Below are 15,438 nucleotides of genomic sequence, written 5' to 3' on the forward strand. Positions count from 1 at the left end.
CGCATGTTTAAGTGAACCAGAACTGGCATGGCACCCTGATTCGCCACATGCTTCTGTTGATCACCGGTTGCTTGGTGGTGGGTTTGATCAGCGGTTATTACGGTTGGAGCCTGGCCGTTGGTATCGGCCTGTACCTGGGCTGGACCCTCAAACAATTGCTGCGCCTGCATGAATGGCTGCGCCAGCACAAACCCGACGAAGCACCACCCGACGGCTACGGCCTGTGGGGCGAAGTGTTCGACAGCATCTACCACCTGCAACGCCGCGACCAAAGGGTTCGCGGGCGCCTGCAGGCGGTGATCGACCGGGTGCAGGAGTCTACCGCTGCGCTCAAAGACGCGGTGATCATGCTCGACAGCGACGGCAACCTGGAGTGGTGGAACCGCGCTGCCGAGACCTTGCTGGGCCTCAAGACGCCCCAGGACAGCGGTCAGCCGGTGACCAACCTGGTGCGCCACCCGCGCTTCAAGGAGTACTTCGAACAGGAGAACTACGAAGAAGCGCTGGAAATCCCCTCGCCTACCAATGACCGCGTGCGCATCCAGCTGTACCTGACGCGTTATGGCAACAACGAGCACCTGATGCTGGTGCGCGACGTAACGCGCATTCACCAGTTGGAACAGATGCGCAAAGACTTCGTCGCCAACGTCTCCCACGAACTGCGCACACCGTTGACGGTGATCTGCGGCTACCTGGAGACGCTGCTGGACAACGTCGACGAGATCAACCCGCGTTGGAGCCGTGCCCTGCAGCAGATGCAACAGCAGGGCTCACGCATGCAAACCCTGCTCAATGACCTGCTGTTGCTGGCCAAGCTGGAAGCCACCGATTACCCGTCGGACAACCATCCGGTGGCGGTGCAAAGCCTGCTGCAGACCATCAAGAATGACGCCCAGGCGCTTTCCGGCGAGCGCGGGCAACAGATCACACTGGAAGCCGACCCGCAGGTATTGCTCAAAGGCAGCGAAGGTGAGTTGCGCAGCGCCTTTTCCAACCTGGTGTTCAACGCCGTGAAGTACACCCAGGACAAGGGCAATATCCGCATCCGCTGGTGGAGCGATGAGCACGGCGCACACTTGAGCGTGCAGGACTCCGGCATCGGTATCGACGCCAAGCATCTGCCGCGCCTGACCGAACGCTTCTACCGCGTCGACTCAAGCCGCAACTCCAACACCGGCGGCACCGGGCTGGGCCTGGCGATCGTCAAACACGTGCTGTTGCGCCACCGCGCACGGTTGGAGATCAGCAGCGTGCTGGGGCATGGCAGCACCTTTACCTGCCATTTCCCACCGGCGCAGATGACCCGCTCGCGGGTGATCGGCACAGATGAATAACCCGAAAACAACGTAAATCTAAGTGTGGGAGCTGGCTTGCCTGCGATGGCGGTGGGTCAGCTGAAATCAACTCAACTGGCAGGCCGCTATCGCAGGCAAGCCAGCTCCTACATTGGATTTGCATGGTTTGGCAGAAGGCTTTCCAGGCTCCGCCCGGCAGCGGGCACTAGGCAAGCGCCCCGTCAGCCGCTACATTGGCCGACTTGCGCCTGCCTTTCAGGCCTGTCTGTCACCCCTTATTGAACACACGGAACCTGCAAAACCCCATCATGGACCCTTCCCCTGGTATCACCCTCGCTACACTCTTCGCCGATTTCGGCATGATTCTTTTTGCACTGATCCTGGTACTGCTCAACGGTTTCTTCGTTGCGGCGGAATTTGCCATGGTCAAACTGCGCGCCACCCGGGTCGAGGCCATCGCCCACAAGAACGGCTGGCGCGGGCAGATCCTGCGCACCGTCCACAGTCAGCTCGACGCCTATCTGTCGGCCTGCCAATTGGGTATTACCCTCGCCTCCCTGGGCCTGGGCTGGGTCGGTGAGCCGGCCTTTGCGCACATCCTCGAGCCATTGCTGGGCGCCATCGGCGTGCAATCGCCTGAAGTGATCAAAGGCGTGTCGTTTTTTGCCGCCTTCTTCGTGATTTCCTACCTGCACATCGTGGTCGGTGAATTGGCCCCCAAGTCCTGGGCAATTCGCAAACCCGAGCTGCTGTCGCTGTGGACGGCGGTGCCGCTGTACCTGTTCTACTGGGCCATGTACCCGGCGATCTACCTGCTCAACGCCAGCGCCAACGCCATCTTGCGTATCGCCGGCCAAGGCGAGCCCGGCCCGCACCATGAGCACCATTACAGCCGCGAAGAACTCAAGCTGATCCTGCACTCCAGCCGTGGCCAGGATCCAAGCGACCAAGGCATGCGCGTACTGGCTTCGGCCGTGGAAATGGGCGAGCTGGAAGTGGTGGACTGGGCCAACTCCCGCGAAGACCTGGTGACCCTGGACTTCAACGCCCCGCTCAAGGAAATCCTCGCGTTGTTCCGCCGCCACAAATTCAGCCGTTACCCGGTGTATGACGCTGATCGCAACGAGTTTGTCGGCTTGCTGCACATCAAGGACCTGCTGCTGGAACTGGCTGCCCTGGACCACATCCCCGAGTCGTTCAACCTGGCCGAGCTGACCCGCCCGCTGGAGCGTGTCTCGCGGCACATGCCGCTTTCACAGCTGCTGGAGCAGTTCCGCAAAGGCGGCGCGCACTTTGCCCTGGTGGAAGAAGCCGACGGCAAAGTCATCGGCTACCTGACCATGGAAGACGTGCTGGAAGTGCTGGTCGGCGATATCCAGGACGAACACCGCAAGGCCGAGCGCGGCATCCTCGCCTACCAGCCAGGCAAACTGCTGGTGCGTGGCGACACGCCGCTGTTCAAGGTGGAGCGCCTGCTGGGCGTGGACCTGGACCACATCGAAGCCGAAACCCTGGCCGGCTTGATCTACGACACGTTGAAACGCGTGCCGGAAGAGGAAGAAGTGCTGGAAGTTGAAGGCTTGCGCATCATCATCAAGAAGATGAAAGGGCCGAAGATCGTCCTGGCCAAGGTGTTGCTGCTGGATTGACGCCTCAATTGCCCAACGCAAAGTTGGGCAATTTGCCAAGCGGCTGGTTGAACTCATACGGAATCGAAACCAGCCCGGCCTCGGAAGCCTTCTGCACCACAAAATGCAGATGCGGCCCGCTGCTGTTGCCGGTATTGCCCGACAACGCCAGTGGGCTTCCCACCACCACACGCTGCCCTGCCCTTACGCTGACCGAACCTTGCTTGAGGTGCAAATACACGCCCTCGGTGCCGTCATCGTGGCGTATGCGCACGAAATTCCCGGACGCGTCATTACCGCGCCCGGCCTGGTTATTTTCGGTCTTCACCACCATCCCGCTACGCGCCGCAATGATTGGTGTGCCTTCGGGCATGGCGATGTCCATGGCGTAGCGGCTCTTGGCGTCGGTGTGGCTGAAGCTGCCGTTAGGGCCTTGGGTCAAGCGAAACGGCCCACCACGCCAAGGCAAAGGATAGCGATAGGCTTGCTGTGGATAACTTGATGTGGGCATATCCAGCACCGGCCGTTTGGTCCGTTCCACCCGGCGCTCCTGCATCATAAATGCCTGGGCGCCCGGCGTTTGCCGGTCGCTGAAAGACACCACGCCATTGGCATCGGTGGTTTTGTAGAGGGTCATGGCCAGGGTCGAAGTGCAAACCGTGGCCAGCCCACAGAACAGGACTAGGCGAATGAACATGACGTACCTGCCGGGATGACTGTTCGGCAGGCTAACAAGGGTTGATGACAACACTGCGTGAAGCACAGAAGATCAACTGTGGAGCGGGCAAGCCCCACACTGGTTAAGTGTTGCTCTGTAGCTCACGCACCCGGCACAAAATGCTTCTGCGCCGTACCGCGCGCGATCAGGCGGGAGATGTAGTCGAGCTTCTGCGCATCCTGGTCAATAAACCGGAAGGTCAGTTGCAGCCAGTCGCTGTCAGGCCGTGGCTCATAGGCGACGATGGCGTGCAGGTAGCCGTTGAGGCGCGCGACTTCGGCGTTCTCGCCTTGCTCAAGGTCGAGCACGGCGCTTTCCAGCACCTGGGGCAGCACTTCACCGCGACGGACCACCAGCAACGCTTCCTTAATGCTCAGCGCCTTGATCACACATTGCTGGTTGCCGCTGGACAGCCGCAGTTGGCCCTGGCCGCGACCGCCGGCAGGCGAGGCAGCAGGCGCTTGCACCGGTTGGCTGTTGAGCAGGCCTTTGCTCGGCGCAGCTATCGGCGCCGGTTTGGCCGCCTCGGGCTTGCCGCCGGTCAAGGCATTGAGAGAGTCGTTGCCGAAGGCCGAGTTCATCTTGGTCGGCGCGCTGGCGATAAGGGCGTCGAGACGGCCGATCTTGTGCAAAGCCTGCTTGACCTTGTTCAGCAGTTGCTCGTTGGTGAACGGCTTGCTGACGTAACCGGAAACCCCGGCCTGGATCGCCTGCACTACGTTTTCCTTGTCGCCACGGCTGGTCACCATCACGAACGGCATGGCTTTGAGATGGGCTTGTTCACGGCACCAGGTCAACAGCTCAAGGCCAGACATCTCAGGCATTTCCCAGTCGCACAGCACCAGGTCGAAGGTCTCGCGCATCAGGATGGATTGCGCCTTTTTGCCGTTTACCGCGTCTTCAATCTTGATGCCTGGGAAGTAGTTGCGCAGGCACTTCTTCACCAAATCGCGGATAAACGAGGCGTCGTCCACCACCAATACACTGACTTTACTCATCGACCCTTCATCCTATTAAAACTTCGGCATGCAAAACGCCTGACTGATGGCATTTTGCCAAAACTCGCTGGTCACAGAAGGACTTATTGCTCCTGCTGCGCAAATAAATTCAGATGCCACAAACGAAAACGCCCGACCAAAGGCCGGGCGTTAATGTCTCGGGCAACCTTACTTATCGTCAGTTTCGCCCGGAACATTAGGGATTTGATCGGCCGTGCCTTCAACTTCGGCTTTCATGCGCTTGAGGCCCATGTGCCGCACGTCGGTGCCGCGCACCAGGTAAATCACCAATTCCGAGATATTGCGCGCGTGGTCGCCGATCCGTTCCAGGGAACGCAATACCCAGATGATGTTCAAGACCCGCGAGATAGAGCGCGGGTCTTCCATCATGTAGGTGGCCAGCTCGCGCAGTGCGGTCTTGTATTCGCGGTCGATGGTCTTGTCGTATTGCGCCACCGACAACGCCAATTCGGCGTCGAAGCGGGCGAAAGCGTCCAGCGCATCGCGCACCATATTGCGCACTTGGTCACCGATGTGGCGCACTTCCACGTAACCGCGTGGCGCCTCGCCTTCTTCGCACAGCTGGATAGCGCGGCGGGCGATTTTGGTGGCTTCGTCGCCGATGCGCTCCAAATCGATTACCGACTTGGAGATGCTGATGATCAAACGCAGGTCGGAGGCCGCCGGCTGGCGACGGGCCAGAATGCGCAGGCATTCTTCATCGATATTGCGTTCCATCTGATTGATCTGGTCATCAATCTCGCGCACTTGCTGGGCCAGGCCAGAGTCGGCCTCGATCAACGCAGTAACGGCATCGTTGACTTGCTTCTCCACCAGCCCGCCCATCGCCAGGAGGTGGCTGCGCACCTCCTCAAGCTCGGCGTTGAACTGCGCGGAGATGTGGTGGGTAAGGCCTTCTTTGCTAATCATGGGTTTGCTCCGCAAAAGCTGTAAGCCGCAAGCTACAAGCTGCAAGCTGATGTGTGTCGTTGATCAAACTGCTTCCACTTGCCGCCTGAAACTTGCGGCTTGCAGCTGGGGCTAGCCGTAACGACCGGTGATGTAGTCTTCGGTCTGCTTCTTCGCCGGGTTGGTGAACAAGGTGTCGGTGTCGCCGAACTCCACCAGCTTGCCCATGTACATGAACGCGGTGTAGTCGGAAACCCGCGCCGCCTGTTGCATGTTGTGGGTCACGATGACGATGGTGAACTTGGACTTGAGTTCGTAGATCAGCTCTTCGACTTTCAGCGTCGAGATCGGGTCGAGTGCCGAGCAGGGTTCGTCGAGCAGCAACACTTCCGGCTCCACGGCGATGGTGCGGGCGATCACCAGACGCTGCTGCTGGCCGCCGGACAGGCCGAGTGCCGAGTCGTGCAGGCGGTCTTTAACTTCGTCCCACAACGCCGCGCCTTTCAAGGCCCACTCAACGGCTTCGTCGAGGATGCGTTTTTTGTTAATGCCCTGGATGCGCAGGCCGTAAACCACGTTTTCGTAGATGGTCTTGGGGAACGGGTTCGGCTTCTGGAACACCATGCCCACGCGACGGCGCAGCTCGGCCACGTCTTCGCCCTTGCGGTAGATGTTAGTGCCGTACAGGTTGATCGCGCCTTCTACGCGGCAACCGTCAACCAGGTCGTTCATGCGGTTGAAGGTGCGCAGCAGCGTGGACTTGCCGCAGCCGGACGGGCCGATAAAGGCGGTCACGCGCTGCTTGGGGATGTTCATGCTGACGTCGAACAGCGCCTGCTTTTCACCGTAGTACAGGCTCAGGCCCGGAACTTCGATGGCCACGGTTTCCTGGGCCAGGCTCAGGCTCTGCTTGTCGCGACCCAGGGCCGACATGTTGATGCCGTGGGTATGGGTTTCATGTTGCATGGGATGCTCCCTGTGCTACCAATTCGTTTGGTTGAACCGCCGGGGCGGTTTACTCAAAAATCTGTGTCTGTCTCTGGACCCTTGAGGAGCTGGCTTGTGTGGGAGCTGGGCTTGCCCGCGATGCAGGCACCGCGGTGTGTCAGCCACACCGCGATGATGCTATCGCAGGCAAGCCAGCTCCCACACAAGCCGGCCCCACAGGGGATCGCTTTAGCTGTCCAGCGCCTTGTATTTTTCGCGCAGGTGGTTACGAATCCACACCGCCGACAGGTTGAGCGTGGCGATCACCAGCACCAGCAGCAAGGCGGTGGCGTATACCAGCGGTCGTGCGGCTTCGACGTTGGGGCTCTGGAAGCCAACGTCATAAATATGGAAGCCCAGGTGCATGATTTTCTGGTCAAGGTGCAGGTAAGGGTAGTTGCCATCCAGCGGCAGCGACGGTGCCAGCTTGACCACACCCACCAGCATCAGCGGCGCCACTTCACCGGCGGCGCGGGCCACGGCGAGGATCATGCCGGTCATCATCGCCGGGCTGGCCATCGGCAGCACAATCTTCCACAGCGTTTCCGCCTTGGTTGCGCCGAGTGCCAGGGAACCCTCACGCACGGTACGAGGAATCCGCGCCAGGCCTTCTTCAGTGGCCACGATCACCACCGGCACCGCCAGCAGCGCCAGGGTCAGCGAAGCCCACAGCAGGCCAGGCGTACCGAAGGTCGGCGCCGGCAGAGCTTCAGCGAAGAACAAACGGTCGACCGAGCCACCCAGTACATACACAAAGAAGCCCAGGCCGAACACGCCGTAAACGATGGCCGGTACGCCGGCCAGGTTGTTCACCGCGATACGGATAATGCGGGTCAGGGTGTTCTGTTTGGCGTATTCACGCAGGTACACCGCCGCCAGCACGCCGAACGGGGTCACGATCATCGCCATGATCAGCGTCATCATCACGGTGCCGAAGATGGCCGGGAAGATCCCGCCTTCGGTGTTGGCTTCCCGTGGGTCGTCGCTCAAGAATTCCCAGACCTTGCTGAAGTAGAAACCCACCTTGGTCAGGGTGCCCATGGCGTTCGGCTGGTAGGCGTGCACCACTTTGCCGATGCCGATTTCGATTTCTTTGCCGTTGCCGTCGCGGGCCGTCAGGCTGTCGCGGTTGAACTGGGTGTGCAGGTCGGCCAGGCGCGCTTCGATGTCCTGGTAACGGGCATTCAGCTCGGCGCGGCCGGAGTCCATGTCGGCCTGGGCCGCAGCGTCGAGCTTGCCTTCCAGCTCCAGCTTGCGGCCGTGCAGGCGGATGCGTTCCAGGCCAGCGTTGATCGCGCCGATGTCGGTTTTCTCAAGGCTCTTGAGCTGGGCCGCCAACTTGTTCACACGATCGACGCGGGCTTGCAGCTCCGGCCATGCGGCTTCGCCTTCGGCGATCACCTTGCCATCTTGCTTGACGTTGACCAGGGTGCCGTAGAAGTTGCCCCACTCACGACGCTCGATGGCCATCAGGTTCTTCGGGGTGGTCTGGTCTTTCAACCACTCGCCGACGATCCAGGTGAAGTCGTTGCCATTCAAGTCGCGGTTACCGACCTTGATCAGCTCGCGGGTCATGAATTCCGGGCCTTGGTCCGGCACCGGCAGGCCCGCGCTTTTCAGGCGTTCGCGCGGCACTTCTTCCTTCTGCACCACTTCGCCGATGACGATATGGTTTTCCTGGCCAGGCACGCTGTAGTTGGCCTGGATCAGGTCGGCCGGCCAGAAGTGGCCCAGACCACGCACGGCAATCACGGCCAGCAAACCAATGGTCATGATGACCGCGATGGACACCGCGCCACCGCTGATCCAGACGCCGGGGGCGCCGCTCTTGAACCATCCATTCAGGGAGTTCTGTTTCACAGACTTCTACCTTTCTTAAAGCGACGAGTATTTCTTGCGCAGACGCTGACGGATCAGCTCGGCGAGGGTGTTCATGATGAAGGTGAACAGCAGCAGCACCAGCGCCGAGAGGAACAGCACGCGGTAGTGACTGCCACCGACTTCCGACTCAGGCATCTCCACCGCAACGTTGGCCGCCAATGTGCGCAGGCCTTCGAACAGGTTCATCTCCATCACCGGGGTGTTGCCGGTGGCCATCAGCACGATCATGGTTTCACCCACTGCGCGGCCCATGCCGATCATCAGTGCGGAGAAGATGCCCGGGCTCGCGGTCAGGATCACCACGCGGGTCATGGTCTGCCATGGCGTGGCGCCCAGGGCCAATGAGCCCAGGGTGAGGCCGCGCGGCACACTGAACACGGCGTCTTCGGCGATGGAGTAGATGTTCGGGATCACCGCAAAACCCATGGCCAGACCGACGACCAGGGCGTTGCGCTGGTCGTAGGTGATGCCCAGGTCGTGGGAGATCCACATGCGCATGTCGCCGCCAAAGAACCAGGTCTCCAGGTACGGGCTCATGTACAGCGAGAGCCAGCCCACAAACAGGATCACCGGAATCAGGATCGCACTTTCCCAACCATCCGGAACGCGCAGGCGCAGCGATTCAGGCAGGCGGCTGAAGACAAACCCGGCGACCAGGATGCCAATCGGCAGCAACATCAGCAGGCTGAAAATCCCCGGCAAGTGCCCTTCTACATAAGGCGCCAGGAACAGGCCAGCGAAGAAGCCGAGGATCACCGTCGGCATCGCTTCCATCAGTTCAATCACCGGCTTGACCTTGCGGCGCAGGCTCGGGGCCATGAAGTAAGCGGTGTAGATTGCCGCGGCAACTGCCAGTGGCGCCGCCAGCAACATGGCGTAGAACGCAGCCTTCAGGGTACCGAAGGTCAGCGGGGCCAAACTCATTTTGGGTTCGAAGTCGGTGTTGGCGGCGGTCGATTGCCAGACGTATTTAGGCTCGTCGTAGTTTTCGTACCAGACCTTGCTCCACAGCGCGCTCCAGGACACTTCCGGGTGCGGGTTGTCGAGCAGCAGCGGTTGCAGCTTGCCGCCGGCTTCGACGATCACGCGGTTGGCGCGTGGCGACATGCCGAACAGGCCTTGGCCATCCACCACCGGATCGACCAGCAGCGTGCGGTGCGCGGTACTGTGGAACACGCCGAACTTGCCGGATGCGTCCAGGGCGGTGAAGCCTTTGCGACGCTCCTCGGCGGTGATTTCAACGATTGGCGCGGTGCCCATCTGGAAGGTGCGGATCTGCTTCAGGCGTTGCTCGCCGTCCGGGTCACGGGCCATGAACCATTGGGCCAGGCCGCCCTTGGAGTTACCGACGATCAGCGAGATACCGCCCACCAGCTGGGTGCTGGCAGTGATTTCGGCGTTGCCGTCTTCCAGCAGTTTGTAACGACCGTTGAGGCTCTTGTCGCGCAGGCTGAACACATCGGCGAGCGCACGACCGTTGATCACATACAACCACTGCTGGCGTGGGTCGATGAAGATTGCCTTCACCGGTTCGGTCATTTGCGGCAGCTCGATACGCTTCTGCTCGCTGGTGACTTCACCGGTCATCATGTTTTCTTCGCGGCTCAGGCTCAGTACGTTCAAGTACGAACCCGCGGAACCTGCAACCACCAGCGACGAGTCAGTGGCGTTGAGGGCGACGTGCTCCAGCGGGCGGCCCTGCTCGTCGAGGACGATGGGCGTTTCGCCGTAGGGGTATTCAATGGCCGGCGTAATGGTCTTTTTGCCTTCCGGGTACGACACTTTATAAGTGTGGCGGAACACCAGGGACTGGCCATTGGACAAACCGAGGATCACCAACGGGCTGCCTGGCTGGTCCTTGCCGATCGAGACCACAGTGGCGCCAGCAGGCAAAGGCAGGTCGACACGTTTGAGCTCGGCACCGGTGCTCACATCAAAGAACAGCGCCTGGCCCTTGTCGGAAACCCGCATGGCAACTTGGTTCTGTTCTTCGAGGGAGATCATCAACGGCTTGCCGGCGTCCTGCATCCAGGCGGGTGTCAGCGCGTCTTCCTTGGTCAGCGAAGCACCTTGGAACAAAGGTGCAACGACATAAGCCAGGAAGAAGAAGATCAGGGTAATTGCGCCGAGCACGGCGAGGCCGCCGATCAACACATACCAACGGGTCAGGCGATCTTTGAGCGCGCGAATGCGGCGCTTGCGTTGCAGCTCAGGCGTATTGAAATCAATACGCTTGGGGGGAGAAGTCGTCGTCATGGTGGAATTGGCCAGATCATTCATGCGCACACCCTAGCGATCCTGTATGACAGAAAGATGACAATGCAGTGACGCAAGAAATCCGCCGCGTAGCAGGGCTGGCAGCGGATTAAAGAATTAGAGGTGTAGACGGGCTTGAAGAGTAAGGGGTTACTGTGGCGAGCAAGCTTGCTTGCGCTGGGGGCCGAAGCGCCCCCAAGGCTTGCGACTGCTACGCAGTCGAACGGGAGCAAGCTCCCTCGCCACAGCAAGCCCGCTTCCACAGGGCCCGCTGCTACACCGGTATTGCAGGCTTAGTTGCCTTCTTTCAGGCCCAGGTCAGCCAGTGCCTTGGCGGCAACTTTGGCTGGCAGTGGGATGTAACCGTCTTTCACTACTACTTCCTGGCCCTGTTTGGACAGAACCAGTTTCACGAACTCAGCTTCCAGCGGGGCCAGAGGCTTGTTCGGGGCTTTGTTGACGTACACGTAGAGGAAACGCGACAGCGGGTATTTACCGTTCAGGGCGTTTTCTTCGCTGTCTTCGATGAAGTCAGTGCTGCCTTTCTTGGCCAGGGCCACGGTCTTCACGCTAGCAGTTTTGTAGCCGATGCCCGAGTAACCGATGCCGTTCAGCGAGGAGCTGATCGACTGCACGACCGAAGCCGAGCCTGGTTGTTCGTTCACGTTTGGCTTGTAGTCGCCTTTGCACAGGGCTTCTTCTTTGAAGTAGCCGTAGGTGCCGGATACCGAGTTACGACCAAACAACTGAACCGGCTTGTTGGCCAGGTCGCCGGTCACACCCAGGTCGCCCCAGGTTTTAACATCGGCTTTAGCGCCGCACAGACGAGTCGAGGAGAAGATCGCGTCGACTTGTTCCATGGTCAGGTGCTGGATCGGGTTGTCCTTGTGCACAAACACAGCCAGGGCATCCACGGCAACCGGGATAGCGGTTGGCTTGTAGCCGTACTTCTGCTCGAAGGCCGCCAGTTCGGTGTCCTTCATCTTGCGGCTCATCGGGCCCAGGTTGGAGGTGCCTTCAGTCAGCGCAGGAGGTGCAGTGGCGGAGCCGGCAGCCTGAATCTGGATGTTGACGTTCGGGTATTCCTTTTTGTAACCCTCGGCCCACAGGGTCATCAGGTTAGCCAAGGTATCGGAACCGACGCTGGACAAGTTGCCCGACACACCAGTGGTCTTAACGTAAGCCGGGATTGCCGGATCAACACCAGCGGCCACCGCGTTGGCGGTCGCAACGCCAGCAGCGACAAAAGTCATTGCCGCCATCAAACGTTTCAGTTTCATGCCTTGCTCCTAGCAGATAGGGATAGTTGGATCGGGGCCAAGTATCGGTAGGCCGTGTGAACACTCTATGTCTGGAATATGACAATTAGATGAAAGGCCAGTATTTATGAAAAACCTGACAGGAAGGGGGAAGTGCAATAAATCCGGGGCTTGCGAGGAGGTTTAGGCGGCTGGAGCGATGTTTCGGAAACACTCTGTAATCGTTGCTGGCATTGATCCTTCCCACGCTCTGCGTGGGAACGCATCCAGTGACGCTCTGCGTCACGACCTTCAAAAGCGGACGCAGAGCGTCCAGGCCGGCATTCCCACGCAGAGCGTGGGAACGATCATTCAGCGCCCGCGCTTCCACAGGTAGCCGCCCACCGCCATCCCCATTACACACAGGACAGCCACGTAGTAAGCAGGCCCCATCGGGCTTTCCTTCATCAGCAGCGATACCGCCAGTGGCGTCAAACCACCAAATACGGCGTAGGCCACGTTATAGGAGAACGACAAACCGCTGAAACGCACCACTGGCGGGAATGCTTTCACCATCACGTAAGGCACTACACCGATGGTGCCCACAAACAGGCCGGTCAACGCGTACAGCGGGAACAACCAGTCCGGGTGGGCCATCAGGCTGTGATACAGCGTCCAGGAAGTGGCCAGCAGCAACGCGCAACCGGTGACCAAAACGCGACCGGCACCAAAACGGTCAGCCAGCGCGCCGGACGCAATGCAGCCCAGGCTCAGCGTAACGATCGCCAGGCTGTTAGCTTGCAGCGCAACCGTCGGGCTGAAGTGGTAGACGGTTTGCAGCACGGTCGGGGTCATCAGGATGACCACAACCACACCCGCCGACAGCAACCACGTCAACAGCATCGACAGCACAATGGCGCCACGGTGGTCACGCAATACCGCGCGCAATGGCAACTCGGCAGCCAGGGTTTTGCGCTGCTGCATCTCAGCGAAGATCGGTGTTTCGTGCAGCCAACGGCGCAAGTACACCGACAGCAGGCCGAACACACCCCCCAGCAGGAACGGGATACGCCACGCGTAATCCGAGACCTGCTCCGGGGTATAGAGGGTGTTGATGGCGGTAGCCACCAGCGAACCCAGCAGGATACCGGCGGTGAGGCCGCTGGTCAGGGTGCCGCAGGCATAGCCGATGTGGCGCGGCGGCACGTGTTCGGAGACAAACACCCAGGCGCCAGGTACTTCGCCGCCAATGGCGGCGCCCTGGATGACGCGCATCAGCAGCAACAGCAGCGGCGCCCACAGGCCGATCTGTGCGTAGGTCGGCAGCAGGCCCATGATCAGGGTCGGCACGGCCATCATGAAGATGCTCAGGGTGAACATTTTCTTGCGGCCCAGCAGGTCACCGAAGTGCGCCATGATGATGCCGCCCAGCGGGCGTGCCAGGTAACCGGCGGCGAAGATGCCGAAGGTCTGCATCATGCGCAGCCATTCGGGCATGTCGACGGGGAAAAACAGCTTCCCGACCACGGTAGCGAAAAACACGAAGATGATGAAGTCGTAGAATTCCAGCGCCCCGCCCAAGGCAGACAGCGAAAGGGTTTTGTAGTCGTTGCGGGTCAGCGGGCGCGAAGGTTGCGCGCTGCTTGCGGGCACGGAGGACATGGCAAGGCTTCTCTTATAGTAATCAGAACAGCAAGCCCGGGACTTGCGGCAGGTTTGGCAAGATAGCAAATCGTTTGAAAAAGCACAGCGTCTACCGAATCACAGTTCAAATGGGCGAAATATTCCCCATTCGTGCGCTTTCCCTGCAATCAGAAACACAGTTGCGCGAAAAAGCCGCATAACAGCCGCGATTTGCCGACCAAATGAGCGCCGGGAGGTCGTCGCGGCGCCAGCGTCTCGATATACTCGGCCCTTGCAAGCGCCAAACCCGCTGTCTTGAGGGGCTGCTGTGCCAAAACGTCGTTGGGTGCCACCCAGCCGTTTTGGCAGAGTTTCCCTTTAGTGCGCCTTACGAGAAACGTATCGAGCGGTGTATGTTGGTGCTGAAACGTTTTTCCCGAAGACGGCTATCCACTTGAAACACCCATGAAGCGTTACGGGTCAGAGGCACCCTTGGCATGATCGAACTCGAACAAGAAGATCCTATCCCGCAAGGCGATCTCGCCCTGCAAATCACCGCATTGCCACGTGAAACCAATGGTTTTGGCGATATTTTTGGCGGCTGGCTGGTCGCGCAGATGGACCTGGCAGGCACGGCAATGGCCAGCAAGGTCGCCGGCGGCCGCGTGGCTACCGTGGCCATTGATCGCATGGCCTTTCTGGTGCCGGTCGCGGTCGGTGCGCAATTGTCCTTCTATACCCAAGCCCTGGAAATTGGCCGTAGCTCGATCCAGATGATGGTCGAAGTGTGGAGCGACGACCCGCTGTCCAGTGAATGGCGCAAAGTTACCGAGGCGGTGTTCGTGTTCGTCGCCATCGATGGCAGCGGCCGCACGCGCTCGGTACCGTCGCGCGCGCGTTAAACCTCGTCGGGTTTTGACGGTCAATTGCCCCATTGCCTGCCATTAAAGAGTGCTTCGTATGCCTGTGCCCCACGTTGAAAGCGTAAAAATCGACGAACTGGACTGCTGGCGCATTCGCCACAACGGCGCTGAATTGATGGTGGCCCAACAGGGCGCGCACATCTTCAGTTACCAGCGCAAGGGCGAGCAGCCGCTGATATGGCCAAACCCTGCGGCGGTGTTCAAGCAAGGCAAAGGCATCCGTACCGGCGTGCCGGTATGCTGGCCATGGTTTGGCGTGTTTGACCGCAACCCGCAGAGCGTCAAGGCAATGCGCCAGAGCGAGCAACCGGCCGGTGCCCATGGTTTTGTGCGCACGGCACAGTGGGAGTTGGCTGCGAGCGAACTCGAAGGCCAGGCGCTACGGGTGGACTTGGTTCTGCCGGTTCCCGAGGGCGGCTTCCCCGGCTGGCCGCATCAGGTCAACCTGACGTTGAGCCTGCTGCTTGACGATCAACTGCACATCCGCCTGACCAGCCACAACCGTGGCACCGACACTGTGACCCTCAGCCAGGCGCTGCACACTTACTTCGCCGTGAGTGACGTACGCAAGGTGCAGGTCGAAGGGCTGGATGGGCTGGCGTATATCGACACCGCCGATGGCTGGGCCGAGAAGAAGCAGTCCGGCCTGCTGCACTTCAGTGCCGAGACTGATCGTATCTACCTGGATACGCCGGCGCAGTTGAATATTGTCGATAAGGATTGGCAGCGCCGCATTCAGCTCACCAGCCAGGGTTCGAGCTCGACCGTGATCTGGAACCCATGGACCGAACGCGCCAAGGCGTTTGACGACATGGCCGATGATGGCTGGCAGGGCATGCTGTGCATCGAAACGGCGAATGTGCTGGATGATGTGGTGAGCTTGGCGCCGGGTCAAAGCCATACCTTGGGTGTGAGCATCGCCAGCTTCGCTCTGTAAAAACCAATCAACATGTGTGAGCACGCTTGTGTCTTGATCTGGGAA

12 protein-coding genes are annotated in these 15,438 nt (G+C 60.1%); 4 read left to right on the forward strand and 8 right to left on the reverse strand.

Annotated elements, in window-relative coordinates; translation table 11 throughout:
- Positions 1 to 47 precede the first annotated feature (47 nt).
- Together phoR and HX790_RS27375 are read left to right on the forward strand one after the other, a co-directional pair.
- Positions 48 to 1,334, forward strand: a complete 1,287-nt coding sequence (gene phoR / locus HX790_RS27370; RefSeq protein ID WP_178111008.1) for a phosphate regulon sensor histidine kinase PhoR — start codon at positions 48 to 50, stop codon at positions 1,332 to 1,334.
- 269 nt (positions 1,335 to 1,603) lie between these two features.
- Positions 1,604 to 2,944: a hemolysin family protein gene (locus HX790_RS27375; protein ID WP_017135804.1), complete on the forward strand. Its 1,341-nt coding sequence runs from the start codon at positions 1,604 to 1,606 to the stop codon at positions 2,942 to 2,944.
- A 4-nt stretch (positions 2,945 to 2,948) separates the two neighbouring features.
- Here HX790_RS27375 and HX790_RS27380 read toward each other — a convergent pair whose 3' ends face one another.
- The 8 genes from HX790_RS27380 to HX790_RS27415 form a co-directional block, all read right to left on the reverse strand.
- Positions 2,949 to 3,620 (reverse strand): peptidoglycan DD-metalloendopeptidase family protein, encoded by a 672-nt coding sequence (locus tag HX790_RS27380; RefSeq protein ID WP_017135803.1) that lies wholly within the window; start codon positions 3,618 to 3,620, stop codon positions 2,949 to 2,951.
- Positions 3,621 to 3,742: 122 nt separating this feature from the next.
- A complete protein-coding gene (locus HX790_RS27385; RefSeq protein ID WP_017135802.1) occupies positions 3,743 to 4,639 on the reverse strand; it encodes a response regulator in 897 nt (298 codons plus the stop codon).
- A gap of 168 nt (positions 4,640 to 4,807) precedes the next feature.
- Entirely contained in the window at positions 4,808 to 5,569 is a 762-nt protein-coding gene (phoU, locus tag HX790_RS27390) for a phosphate signaling complex protein PhoU (RefSeq protein ID WP_016971674.1), read from the reverse strand.
- 111 nt (positions 5,570 to 5,680) lie between these two features.
- On the reverse strand, positions 5,681 to 6,514 hold the full coding sequence (pstB, locus tag HX790_RS27395; protein ID WP_017135801.1) for a phosphate ABC transporter ATP-binding protein PstB: 834 nt from the start codon (positions 6,512 to 6,514) through the stop codon (positions 5,681 to 5,683).
- A 210-nt stretch (positions 6,515 to 6,724) separates the two neighbouring features.
- A complete protein-coding gene (gene pstA / locus HX790_RS27400; protein ID WP_017135800.1) occupies positions 6,725 to 8,395 on the reverse strand; it encodes a phosphate ABC transporter permease PstA in 1,671 nt (556 codons plus the stop codon).
- A gap of 15 nt (positions 8,396 to 8,410) precedes the next feature.
- Positions 8,411 to 10,444, reverse strand: a complete 2,034-nt coding sequence (locus HX790_RS27405) for an ABC transporter permease subunit (RefSeq protein WP_176992515.1) — start codon at positions 10,442 to 10,444, stop codon at positions 8,411 to 8,413.
- A 521-nt stretch (positions 10,445 to 10,965) separates the two neighbouring features.
- The gene (locus HX790_RS27410; protein WP_017135798.1) at positions 10,966 to 11,952 is read right to left on the reverse strand and encodes a phosphate ABC transporter substrate-binding protein PstS; all 987 of its coding nucleotides are present in this window, start codon (positions 11,950 to 11,952) and stop codon (positions 10,966 to 10,968) included.
- 330 nt (positions 11,953 to 12,282) lie between these two features.
- Complete coding sequence (locus HX790_RS27415) at positions 12,283 to 13,572, reverse strand: MFS transporter (protein WP_017135797.1); 1,290 nt, start codon at positions 13,570 to 13,572, stop codon at positions 12,283 to 12,285.
- A 458-nt stretch (positions 13,573 to 14,030) separates the two neighbouring features.
- Between HX790_RS27415 and HX790_RS27420 the strand changes: the two genes are divergently transcribed.
- Entirely contained in the window at positions 14,031 to 14,435 is a 405-nt protein-coding gene (locus HX790_RS27420; RefSeq protein ID WP_003176975.1) for an acyl-CoA thioesterase, read from the forward strand.
- Between the two features lie 58 nt (positions 14,436 to 14,493).
- Positions 14,494 to 15,393 carry a D-hexose-6-phosphate mutarotase gene (locus HX790_RS27425; RefSeq protein ID WP_176992512.1) on the forward strand — a complete coding sequence of 300 codons (900 nt, stop codon included), beginning with the start codon at positions 14,494 to 14,496 and terminating at the stop codon, positions 15,391 to 15,393.
- Positions 15,394 to 15,438: the final 45 nt, after the last annotated feature.

This window comes from Pseudomonas sp. IPO3747, assembly GCF_013385245.1.
Taxonomy (GTDB): domain Bacteria; phylum Pseudomonadota; class Gammaproteobacteria; order Pseudomonadales; family Pseudomonadaceae; genus Aquipseudomonas; species Aquipseudomonas edaphica.

Bases quoted from the DNA above. Each gene is read 5' to 3' on its own strand.
- phoR (WP_178111008.1), top strand. From the start codon at position 48: ATGCTTCTGTTGATCACCGGTTGCTTGGTGGTGGGTTTGATCAGCGGT.
- HX790_RS27375 (WP_017135804.1), top strand. From the start codon at position 1,604: ATGGACCCTTCCCCTGGTATCACCCTCGCTACACTCTTCGCCGATTTC.
- HX790_RS27380 (WP_017135803.1), bottom strand. From the start codon at position 3,620: ATGTTCATTCGCCTAGTCCTGTTCTGTGGGCTGGCCACGGTTTGCACT.
- HX790_RS27385 (WP_017135802.1), bottom strand. From the start codon at position 4,639: ATGAGTAAAGTCAGTGTATTGGTGGTGGACGACGCCTCGTTTATCCGC.
- phoU (WP_016971674.1), bottom strand. From the start codon at position 5,569: ATGATTAGCAAAGAAGGCCTTACCCACCACATCTCCGCGCAGTTCAAC.
- pstB (WP_017135801.1), bottom strand. From the start codon at position 6,514: ATGCAACATGAAACCCATACCCACGGCATCAACATGTCGGCCCTGGGT.
- HX790_RS27405 (WP_176992515.1), bottom strand. From the start codon at position 10,444: ATGCAGGACGCCGGCAAGCCGTTGATGATCTCCCTCGAAGAACAGAAC.
- HX790_RS27410 (WP_017135798.1), bottom strand. From the start codon at position 11,952: ATGAAACTGAAACGTTTGATGGCGGCAATGACTTTTGTCGCTGCTGGC.
- HX790_RS27415 (WP_017135797.1), bottom strand. From the start codon at position 13,572: ATGTCCTCCGTGCCCGCAAGCAGCGCGCAACCTTCGCGCCCGCTGACC.
- HX790_RS27420 (WP_003176975.1), top strand. From the start codon at position 14,031: ATGATCGAACTCGAACAAGAAGATCCTATCCCGCAAGGCGATCTCGCC.
- HX790_RS27425 (WP_176992512.1), top strand. From the start codon at position 14,494: ATGCCTGTGCCCCACGTTGAAAGCGTAAAAATCGACGAACTGGACTGC.